This window comes from Methylobacterium persicinum, assembly GCF_022179525.1.
Lineage (GTDB): Bacteria > Pseudomonadota > Alphaproteobacteria > Rhizobiales > Beijerinckiaceae > Methylobacterium > Methylobacterium persicinum.
In genome coordinates this window covers 92,408-102,153 of the sequence record NZ_BPQX01000063.1, presented here as the reverse complement: position 1 = coordinate 102,153, position 9,746 = coordinate 92,408, and the positions used below count along the sequence as shown (strand labels likewise).

The window sequence follows — 9,746 nt, the reverse complement described above, 5'->3', positions numbered from 1 at the left end:
CCCCGCAACCAGCACATCGAATCACCCGCCCCGTCGCAAGACGCGGGCGGGTTTTTCGTTTGCGCCGCGGACACGCAGGGCGCCGCCCTGCACCCGCCAAAGGGCACGGCCCTTTGGAAACCCCACACCGGCCGCGCTATCTCCCCCGGCATGCCCCAGCACGCCCGCTACCCCTACAGCTCCCTCCCACACAGGCCCGTCTATGACTGGCACGGGGGACGGCGCTTGGCTGTCTATATCGCCCTGAATCTCGAGACCTTCGATTTCGGCTCCGGCCTAGGGGCGGAACTGGCACCCGGGGGTCCACAACCGGACGTGCTCAACTACGCGTGGCGCGACTGGGGCAACCGCGTCGGCGCATGGCGCCTGCGGGACCTGTTCGAGTCCCTGCGCCTGCCCGCCAGCGTGCTAGCCAACAGCCGCCTCTACGGCGATTGCCCGGGTCTCATCGAGGCCTTCCGGTCGCGGGGCGACGAGATCGTCGCCCACGGGCGCACCAATGCCGAACGCCAGGGCGACCTCGACGAGGCCGCCGAGCGACGGCTGATCGCCGAGGCAACGGAGATCCTGACCCGAGAGGAGGGCAGGGCCCCCGCAGGCTGGCTTGGACCGTGGATCTCGCAATCCCCCGTCACCCCCGATCTCCTGGCAGAGGCTGGCTATCGCTATCTCCTCGATTGGTGCCACGACGACCAGCCGACTTGGTTCGCCACCCGGACAAAACCGATCCTGGCCCTTCCGTACCCGCAGGAGTTGAACGACATCCCGGCCATCGTGGCGCGCAAGGAGACCGGCTGGGAGTTCGCACAGGCGATCATCGATGGCTTCGACGAGATGCTGGCGCAGTCGGCCTCCGCCCCCCTGGTGATGGGCATCGCCCTCCACCCCTACATCGTCGGCCAACCGCACCGCCTGCGCCCCCTCCGGGCGGCCCTCGCCCATATCGCGGCCCACCGCGACCGGATCTGGCTCACCACGGCCGGCGAGATCGCGGCCCATGTGGTCGATCGGGGGATACCCGAAGGCTAGAGCGTGTTCCGGGACACTTGGATCACGTCATCACCACGGTGATTGCGAGCGAAGCGAAACAAGTCAGGGATCGGCTCAGTTCTGAGATGTCACGCGGCCCTGGATTGCTTCGCTCCTCTCGCAAAGACGGGAGGCACGCGATCCAAGGATTCCCGAAACCGTTTTAGGGTGTTTTTCGCCAAGACGGCGTCACGGAGCCTTCGACACCGGCTCCCTGCCCAACGCATAAAGGGTGATCGCCGCGGCGTTCGACACGTTGAGGCTGCGGATCGCCCCGGAGAATGGGATCTTCGCCAGCGTATCGCAGCAACTCCGGGTGCGCTCCCGCAAGCCCTTGCCCTCGGCCCCGAGGACAATGACCAGGGGCCGCCTGGGCTCGAGGGCGCCGAGCTCGACCTCCGCGTCGGAATCGAGGCCGATCCGGGTGAAGCCGCGCTCGCCGAGGGTGATCAGTGCCTCCGCGAGGTTGCGCACCGTGATGAACGGCACGTGCTCCAGCCCCCCCGAGGCAGATTTCGCCAGGACTCCTGTGGCGCCCGGTGCGTGCCGCACCGTCGTGAGGATCCCCGTCACGCCGAAGGCGGCCGCGGTGCGGACGATGGCGCCGACATTGTGCGGGTCGGTGATCTGATCGAGGGCCAGAAGCAGCGCATCCGCCGGCATGGCGTCGAGTTCCGGAGCGGGGAGGGGGTCCGCCTCGAGATATAGGCCCTGGTGGACCGCGTCCGCTCCAAGCAGCCGGCCGATCTCTGACGGACGCACCACCTCCGGCGTGATGCGGAGAGTCTCTCCAAACGTCTCCTGAAGCCGGAGGAGGGCGTTCTCGCTGGCCAGGAGCCGGCGCAGGCCGCGGCGCTCGTTGCCAAGGGCCTCCGAGACCGGATGCCAGCCATAGAGCACAACGGCATCGTCGGCGGCAGCCCGGGGAGGGGGTCCGCCGGTATGGGCGGGGCGACCGGAATGGCGAGGCCTGAATGGACGTCCGGATTTGCGTGTCTCGGGTGGCGCCACGGGGAGGAAGGTCTCCTTCGGACCGTCTGTCGGAGAGCGAAGCTTTCCTGAACCGGTCGCCCCGGGGTTCGTCAAGTTGCCCCGTCACGCTCGTCTTCTCACGCGGTCATGTGGACAAGCACCGTTTATTCCTTTCAAAACCTGTTTATTCCCTTGGGCCTTTGCGTCCTTTTTGCCGGACGATCCTCGCGCGCATTAGGAAAGATATCAAACACTCTATATTCAGGAGTCAGTTCGGAAGGTTATATGCCGGCGCAATTTGTCGATAGTGCGCAGAGGGTTGGTGGCTGTTTCGGTATCCGACTCTGCGTGGATGTGCATTGAACTCTGCGTCCTTGCGTATGGGTTTCTGCGTGAGGCCGGCACCGGGTTGCATGGGATTCTGCGTGATCGCGTATGCGATTCAGCGCATCCTGACAGGGAAGATTGTGAAGAACGGGGAGAACCGGGCGTATCGAACTCTGCGTGGCCATGAACGGCGCCAATCCGGCCCGGGGGTGACGAGGCTGTGGCAGGGGAGCGTGGATTGCCGGGACAAGTCCGCCTCCCCTGATCGCGGGGCGGGCGAATCGTGTCATGCCGGAGACAGGTGAGTCCCGTCCGGGATCGCCGGGGATCGGGCACGGGTGTCGATGGGGATCGAGGAGACGATCGCAGAGATCCGCGATCCGGACCTCCTGGTGGAGCTGGAGGCGGCGCGGGGAGGCTTCCTGTTCGCGCAGATCGTCGCGCATCTGCATCACCGGCAGAAGGAGCGGGATGTCGCGCGCGCGGCCATGGGCCAGGAGGAAGCGCGCCGGGCGGAACTGTCGCGGGACCAGCGGCGGCGGGATGCGGTGCGCCTCGTCATCGAGAACGAGCCCGCCCTGCCCGAGAACCTGCAGCACATCCATTCGGTGCTGGCCCTGTGCGGCCTGCCCTACCGGGATCCCGGGGCCCTGCGGGAGTTCTCCCGCACCTACGGGCGCAATTCCCTGAACCTCATCGCCGGCCGGTTGAAGAACCCGACCACGGGCGCCTTCGAGGTCCAGGGCCTGCCCTATGGACCGAAGGCGAGGCTGATGCTGCTGCACCTGTGCACCGAAGCGGTGCGCCAGCGCAGCGCCGTGGTGCAGGTGGCCGACACCCTCTCCGGCTTCATGCGGGAGATGGGATTCGCTGTCACCGGCGGCGAGCGCGGCACGATCCGGCAGTTCAAGGAACAGCTCAACCGGCTCGCAGCCTGTACCATGCAGATCGGCCTCTGGGACGGGCGCGACAGCGCCACGACGCTCAACGTGCCGCCCTTCCGCAGCCTGGAGCTCTGGCGGGCCCGCTCCGGAGAGGGGGAGGAGGCCGAGGGCGGGGCACGGACCGTGCGCTTCGACCAGGAATTCTATGAGACGTTGATCCGCCACGCCCTGCCCGTCGACATGCGGGCGGCCAAGGCCTTCTCCGGCTCCGCCCGCAAGCTCGACCTGTTGTTCTGGCTCGGCTACCGGCTGCGGGCCCTGCCCCGGCCCCTGCGCCTGACATGGAACAACCTGCACCTCCAGTTCGGGGCGGAGAACGCCTCGATCCGCAGCTTCCGCCAGGCCTTCAAGGCGGATCTCGCTCACCTACAGGAGGTGTTCCCGAAGCTGCCGGCGAGTCTCGACGACAACGGCCTCGTTCTCTACCCCGCCGACGAGGCCGCCCTGTTGGTGCCGCCGCGGAAGGGAATGAAGAGAAAGAATATGGCCGGCGGAATGGAAGGAACGGAATAACCAGACGGAATATTCTTCATTCCCTTGCTTTCATCTCTCCTGCGGCTTATTCCTTCGACGGAATTGGGGCGGTGGGAACGGAATGAGCCTGACGGAACATGAGGCGGAGGAACGGCTGGCATTCCTTCGGCGGCAGCGGGAGACCCTGGATCGGGAGATCGCCGACCTCGTCCTCTACCTGGAACTGGGGCGCCGCCTGAACGCCGGCCTGGCCCGGCCGCAGGTTCCCCCCGAGCCACAACCCGCCCCGGCCGGTATTCCCACAGCCAGCCCGGAATGGGTGAGTCCGGCACCGTCTTCCTTGGTTCCCTCCTCGCCGCCAGCCCCCCCTGCGGGTCCGACGATGGGGAATGTGACGCCTTCCTCCCGACGTCCCCCCGCGCCGGAGCCCGTCGCCTTCGCGGAGGATCCGACCGGCGCCCGCCAATATGGCCGGGCTCTGGTGGAGGCGGCCTGCGAGGTGATCGCCGGGGCAGGCCGGCCGCTTCACGCGCGGGAGATCCACGACGCGCTGATCGCCCGCGGCTTCGCCATTCCCGGGCGGGATCCCGTGGCGGCTCTCAATACGCGGCTCTGGAAGCGCTCCGGCGGCGGCGGTCCCCTGCGCCGGCATGGCGAGGCGGTCTACGGCCTCGCGGGGGAGTGAGGGGTTTCAAAAGGGCGGGCCCTTTTGCGGGTGCAGGGCGGAGCGCTGCGAAGTCACAAGCGGCGTCAGCCTTGTCGATATCGCCCGCCGGGGCGGTTTCGTTCGAGGCTGGATGGACCGGCGCTCTCGGCTCTTCCCCTCGTGGGATCGACTCGCAAGTCGGATGCGGTCGGACACCCTCACCGTCATCCGCTTCGTTCTGCGGCGTCCCGCTGCCCTGGATTGCTTCGCTGCGCTCGCAAGGACGGGATGGGCAGGCGGGGACGTTCAGAGTTTGAGCCCGCCGATCCAGGTCTGACGGAAACGCTTCAGTTGCTGGCGATGTCGGCGGAATCGCCCGTGCCGCCGACCTTGCCGTCGCTGCCCAGGGAGTAGACCTCGTAGGGCGAACCACCGAGGCCGGGGCTGCGGTAGAGGTAGGGATGGCCCCAGGGGTCCGTGAGGCCCCTTGCGTCGCGCACGTAGGGTCCGCGCCAGCCGGAACCGGTGGGCTGCACCAGGGCCTGTAGGCCCTGCTCGGAAGTCGGATACCCCCCGAGGTCGAGGTAGTAGAGCTCCACGGCCTGGGCGATGTTCTTCACCTGGATGCGCGCGGTCTCGCCCTTGGCGCGGCCAAGATAGCCGAGGACCTGCGGCGTCACCATGGTCGCGATCATGCCGATGATCGCCAGCACCACGAGAAGCTCCACAAGGGAGAAGCCCGCCTCGCCCGTCCGCCGGCTGTCCTCCGCAGCCGTCCTGCGTCCGCTTTCGCCCCCGTCCATCTCCGGCTCCGACAATGGTCACACCTATAGGGTGCAGGATGGCCGGATTTCCTAAAGATTTCGCTGGCGTTTCAACCGACGATCGACGTGTTCGCGTCTAAAACGACTGCAGGTTTTTACCTTTGTTAACGCAAGGCTGCGACAAATCAGTCGCATTCCTGAGGGACGGGCCCGGCAGGGCCGGCAGAGACGATGAACGGCTTGCGCGCAAGCACCCTTCTTCCCGTGGGCGGAATCCTGGCACTCCTCCTACTGTCCGGGCCCGCCTTGGCGGAACCCCATACTCTGCCTGTGACCGCTCCTCTGACTCTCCCGCTTCCGGGCTTCCTGCCGCCGGTGCGGGTGCTGACGCTCCTCGTGGGCGTTCATCTCATCGGGCTGTGCTTCGGCCTCGGCGGCGCGACGATGCTCGATTTCTGGATCCTGCGCTGGATGCGCTGGGGCGGCCTGCCGCCGGAGATCGGGCGGATCTTCCTGTTCGTCAGCAAGGTCTGCACGGTGGGTATCGGGCTGCTCTGGCTGTCGGGGCTGGGCTTCCTGGCGATCTACGCCGCGGAGGCGCCGGAGAAGCTCCAGAATCCGAAGCTGTGGGCGAAGATCACGGTGGTGGTGGTGCTCACCCTGAACGGGCTGGTGATCCACGGCGCCATCCTGCCCGGCATCCTGCGCGACATCGGCCGCCCGATGCTCGACGGCATCTCCGGCAAGCGCACGGGGGTGTTCCTCGTCTCCGGCGCGGTCTCGGGGGTCTCGTGGTATGCTGCCTTCGCCCTGGGCCTGATGCGGGAACTGAACGGCACCGTCTCCTACGGTGTCCTGATCGGCCTTTGGCTCGCGGCCGTCGCCGCGGCCTCCGTGGGGGCCTACACGCTCTGGCTCCATCTGCGGGAGTGGAGCGCCCTGCGCCGGGGCGAATCCGGCCGGGGGGCGGCCCCCGACCTCGGCCGCAGGCGGAGCGGGCGCATCCCGGCGAGCCAGATCGTCCGGGTCGGGCCCGTGGCCGGTGTCGGGGTCTGAGGCCGGTGCCGGATGCGCTTCTCGGTCCCCTGCCGGATCTCGCGGCGGCCCTGCTCCCCCTGCCCCTGACCATTCCGGTGGCCGTCATCGACCTGCGCCGCCGGATCATCCCCGATGGGCTCAACCTCGCCCTGGTCGGGACGGGACTGGGGCTCGTGGCGTGCCGCGAGCCCGACGCCCAGGCCGTCCTCCTGTGCCTCGCGGAGGCGGCGACGGCCTTCGGCCTGTTCTGGGCGGTCCGGAGCCTCCATGCCCGCCTGCGGGGCCGGATCGGCCTGGGCCTCGGGGACGTGAAGTTCCTCGGTGCGGCGACGGCCTGGACCGGTCTCGCGCAGGTGCCGCTCCTGATCCTGGTGGCGAGCCTCGCGGCCCTGGCAACCCTCGGCGTCGCGGCGCTGGCCGGCCGCCGGATCGACCAGGCGACGCACCTGCCCTTCGGCCCGTTCCTCGCCATCGGGTTGCATGTGGCCCTGGCGCTGACTGGGGGGATGAGCGGATAGGGAGTGGCGAATAGCGAATAGTTTCGGGATTGTCGCCCGCAGACGGTCGCGCACAATTCTATTCGCTATTCGCTATTCGCTCATTGCGCCAACTGCCCGACGCTCAGGATCGCGCCCATCACCGAGACGATCAGCCCACCGATCAGTCCGCCGATGGCGACGGTGACGAGGGGGGTGAACAGGGCGAGCATCCCGTCGATGCGCTGGCGGGTCTGGGTCTCGTGCATCTCCGCGGCGTGGCCCAGCACGCTGCCGAGGCGGTTCACCTGCTCGCCGCTGGCGATGAGGTTGAGGGTCGAGGGGGCGTAGGGGCGCAGGCGCCCGAGGCCGGAGGCGAGGCTTCCGCCCTCGGTGAGGCGCTGCCCGGCCTCGTGGAGGGCGAGGCGGAACACCCGGTTTCCGGCCAGGGGCCGCGTGGCGGCCACCGCGTCCGGCACCGGCACCTCCGCCTGGATCAGGGTCGCCAGCACCCGGCAGATCCGTGCCAGCTCGATTCCGATCACCACCTCCCGCACCAGGGGCAGGCGCAGGGCCAGGGCGGAGCGCGCGTCGGCGAATTCCGGAACGGGCCACAGGCGCACGAGGGCGATGGCGGCGAGGACGATCGCGCCGAGGAGGAGGGGCCACCACGAGGAGACGAAGGCGCCGAGCGCCCCGGCGGCCCGGATCGCGAAGGGCGGTGCCTGTCCGCTTCCCTCGAACATCGGCGCCAGCGCCGGCACCAGCACGCCGACGATCATCGCCACGGTGCCGATGGCCATCAGCACCAGCAGGCCGGGATAGATCATCGCCGAGGCGAGGTGGCGGCGCACCGCGTCCCGGCGTTCGACGGAGGCGGTGAGGGAGGCGATCACGTCCACGAGGGTGCCCGTCGCCTCGCCGGCCCGGACGATGTCGACCATGTCCGGCGGGAAGGCCTGGGGATGGGCGGCCATCGCCCGGGACAGGGAGGCGCCCCCCACCACCCGCTCCAGCAGGTCGGCGAGGACGGGCTGAAGCGCCCGGGAGGCCTGCCGCTCCGTGAGGCGCAGGGCCCGGTCGACGGTGAGCCCGGCCCCGAGGAGGGTGCCGAATTCCCGCAGGAAGGCGACTCGGCCGGCATCGTTCACCCGGTCGCGGCCGAACAGGTCGCGCTTCCAGAACGCCTCCGGCCCTGCGGCGGCGGGGGCGATGGAGAAGACCCGCAGCCCCTCGGCCTGGAGCTGCGCCACCGCCCGCTGGCGGGTCTGCGCCTCCACCTTGCCCGCCCGGGTGCGCCCGTCGGCGGCATAGGCCCTGTAGGCATAGTGGGCCATCAGGCGGCGCCCTCGAGCACCCGGCCGACCTCGTCCAGGCTCGTCCGGCCGGCAAGGGCCAGGGCCCGGCCGCTCTCGGACAGGGTGACCATCCCGCCGGCCCGCGCCCGCTCGGCGATGGCCCGCTCCCCGGCCCGGTCGGCGATCATCCCGCGCAACGCGCCATCGAGGAGCATCACCTCCGACACCACCATCCGGCCCCGGTAGCCGGTGCCGTTGCAGGCGGGGCAGCCGCAGGGCCGGCGCAGGGTGAGGGGGCTTCCCGGCGGCAGGCCGAGGGCGATCCGGTCCCGGTCCGTGCCGGGGACCGCCCCGGCGCAGTCGTCGCACAGGCGCCGGACGAGGCGCTGGGCCACGACGCCGTTGAGGGTCGCGGCGATGAGGTAGGGCTCGATGCCCATGTCCATCAGCCGGGTCACCGCGGCGGCGGCGGAGTTGGTGTGCAGGGTCGAGACCACGAGGTGGCCGGTGAGCGAGGCCTGCACGGCGATCCGCGCGGTCTCGCCGTCGCGGATCTCGCCCACCATCACCACGTCCGGGTCCTGGCGCAGGATCGAGCGCAGGGCGGCGGCGAAGTCGAGGCCGATGCCGGGATGGGCCTGCACTTGGTTCACCCCCGCCATCCGGTACTCCACCGGGTCCTCCACGGTGACGACCTTGAGGTGGGGCCCATTGAGGCGCTTCAGGGCGGCGTAGAGGGTGGTGGTCTTGCCCGAGCCGGTGGGGCCGGTGACGAGGACGAGGCCGTTCGGCCTCGCCGTCATCGCCTCGATCCGGGCGATGGCCGGGGCGTCGAAGCCGAGGCCGGAGAAGTCGTCCACCCGGCGGGAGCCGTCGAGGACGCGCAGCACCACGCTCTCCCCGTGTGCGGTGGGCAGGGTCGAGACGCGGATGTCGACATCCTGACCCCGGTCGGGGGCCTTCATGCGCCCGTCCTGGGGCAGGCGCCGTTCGGCGATGTTGAGCCCGGCCTGGATCTTGATGCGGGTGGTCAGCGCCAGCTGCACCGACTTCGCCAGCCGCTCCGCCTCGACCAGGACGCCGTCGACCCGGTAGCGCACCCGCATGTCGGCCTCCTCGGCCTCCAGGTGGATGTCCGAGGCCGACAGTTCGAACGCCTTGCGCACGAGCCGGGCGGCCAGCCGCACGATCGGCGCCTGGCTCGCCACGTCCTGAAGGCGGGCGAGGTCGTCGTCCACCGGCCCGTCCTCCTCGGGCGCGGCGTCGCCGTAGACTGCCCGGTGGGCCCGCTCGAAATGGCCCGGTCCGATGAGGCACCGCTCCACCGTCCTGTCGGCGAGGTGCTCCAGGGCCGGTGCGATCTCGGGGTCGAAGGGATCGACCACGGCGACCGTCAGGCAATCCCCCGCGGCCGCCACCGGCAGGACCCGGGCCCGGGCGCAATAATCGGCGCCGATCGCCTCGGGCAGGACGGGGGCCGCCGACACCTCCCCGGGGTCGAGGATCGGCAGGCCCGTCGCCTCCGACAGGGCGGTGACGAGGGTCGCCTCGTGGATCAGGCCGAGTTCCACGAGGAGCACCGGGAGGGTGCGCCGGCCAGGCAGGTCGAGGGCGGCGAGCGCCCGCTCATGCCCGGCGGCGTCCAGCGCCTCCCGCTCCGCGAGGAAGGCGATGAAGCTCCGGGCGGCATCGCGAAGATCCCGCCGGTCGCCCCGGCGATCCGGCTGGGAGCGCAGCGGGCGGCTCTTGGCGGCCCAGATGTTCAGCATCGCCCGGTC

Annotated in this window: 9 protein-coding genes; 5 read left to right on the top strand and 4 right to left on the bottom strand. The window is 69.8% G+C overall.

The genetic code is table 11. From position 1 onward, the window contains the following. Window positions 1-150 precede the first annotated feature (150 nt). Window positions 151-1,029 carry a polysaccharide deacetylase family protein gene (locus tag MFF22_RS22835; RefSeq protein ID WP_238252962.1) on the top strand — a complete coding sequence of 293 codons (879 nt, stop codon included), beginning with the start codon at window positions 151-153 and terminating at the stop codon, window positions 1,027-1,029. Between the two features lie 189 nt (window positions 1,030-1,218). On the opposite strand, the gene MFF22_RS22830 is transcribed toward MFF22_RS22835, so the two are convergent. Beyond that, window positions 1,219-2,040: a TrmH family RNA methyltransferase gene (locus tag MFF22_RS22830; RefSeq protein ID WP_238252950.1), complete on the bottom strand. Its 822-nt coding sequence runs from the start codon at window positions 2,038-2,040 to the stop codon at window positions 1,219-1,221. 632 nt (window positions 2,041-2,672) lie between these two features. Here MFF22_RS22830 and MFF22_RS22825 point away from each other — a divergent pair. Beyond that, on the top strand, window positions 2,673-3,785 hold the full coding sequence (locus MFF22_RS22825) for a replication protein RepA (protein ID WP_238252960.1): 1,113 nt from the start codon (window positions 2,673-2,675) through the stop codon (window positions 3,783-3,785). Window positions 3,786-3,867: 82 nt separating this feature from the next. Continuing rightward, window positions 3,868-4,431 (top strand): winged helix-turn-helix domain-containing protein, encoded by a 564-nt coding sequence (locus MFF22_RS22820; RefSeq protein WP_238252948.1) that lies wholly within the window; start codon window positions 3,868-3,870, stop codon window positions 4,429-4,431. Between the two features lie 308 nt (window positions 4,432-4,739). Here MFF22_RS22820 and gspG read toward each other — a convergent pair whose 3' ends face one another. After that, on the bottom strand, window positions 4,740-5,195 hold the full coding sequence (gene gspG, locus MFF22_RS22815) for a type II secretion system major pseudopilin GspG (RefSeq protein WP_238252946.1): 456 nt from the start codon (window positions 5,193-5,195) through the stop codon (window positions 4,740-4,742). Between the two features lie 291 nt (window positions 5,196-5,486). On the opposite strand from gspG, the gene MFF22_RS22810 reads away from it, so the two are divergent. Together MFF22_RS22810 and MFF22_RS22805 are read left to right on the top strand one after the other, a co-directional pair. Beyond that, window positions 5,487-6,212, top strand: coding sequence for a hypothetical protein (locus MFF22_RS22810; protein ID WP_238252944.1), 726 nt, complete (start codon window positions 5,487-5,489; stop codon window positions 6,210-6,212). A 5-nt stretch (window positions 6,213-6,217) separates the two neighbouring features. Continuing rightward, window positions 6,218-6,712, top strand: a complete 495-nt coding sequence (locus tag MFF22_RS22805) for a prepilin peptidase (RefSeq protein WP_238252942.1) — start codon at window positions 6,218-6,220, stop codon at window positions 6,710-6,712. Window positions 6,713-6,792: 80 nt separating this feature from the next. Here the strand turns inward: MFF22_RS22805 and MFF22_RS22800 are convergent, their stop codons facing one another. Together MFF22_RS22800 and MFF22_RS22795 are read right to left on the bottom strand one after the other, a co-directional pair. After that, window positions 6,793-8,007, bottom strand: a complete 1,215-nt coding sequence (locus MFF22_RS22800; protein ID WP_238252940.1) for a type II secretion system F family protein — start codon at window positions 8,005-8,007, stop codon at window positions 6,793-6,795. Next, the gene (locus MFF22_RS22795; RefSeq protein WP_238252939.1) at window positions 8,007-9,737 is read right to left on the bottom strand and encodes a GspE/PulE family protein; all 1,731 of its coding nucleotides are present in this window, start codon (window positions 9,735-9,737) and stop codon (window positions 8,007-8,009) included. Before MFF22_RS22795 ends, MFF22_RS22800 begins: the two co-directional genes overlap by 1 nt. Window positions 9,738-9,746: the final 9 nt, after the last annotated feature.

Coding starts and splice junctions, on each gene's coding strand:
- MFF22_RS22800 (WP_238252940.1), bottom strand. CDS start 8,007: ATGGCCCACTATGCCTACAGGGCCTATGCCGCCGACGGGCGCACCCGG.
- MFF22_RS22835 (WP_238252962.1), top strand. CDS start 151: ATGCCCCAGCACGCCCGCTACCCCTACAGCTCCCTCCCACACAGGCCC.
- MFF22_RS22820 (WP_238252948.1), top strand. CDS start 3,868: ATGAGCCTGACGGAACATGAGGCGGAGGAACGGCTGGCATTCCTTCGG.
- gspG (WP_238252946.1), bottom strand. CDS start 5,195: ATGGACGGGGGCGAAAGCGGACGCAGGACGGCTGCGGAGGACAGCCGG.
- MFF22_RS22795 (WP_238252939.1), bottom strand. CDS start 9,737: ATGCTGAACATCTGGGCCGCCAAGAGCCGCCCGCTGCGCTCCCAGCCG.
- MFF22_RS22825 (WP_238252960.1), top strand. CDS start 2,673: ATGGGGATCGAGGAGACGATCGCAGAGATCCGCGATCCGGACCTCCTG.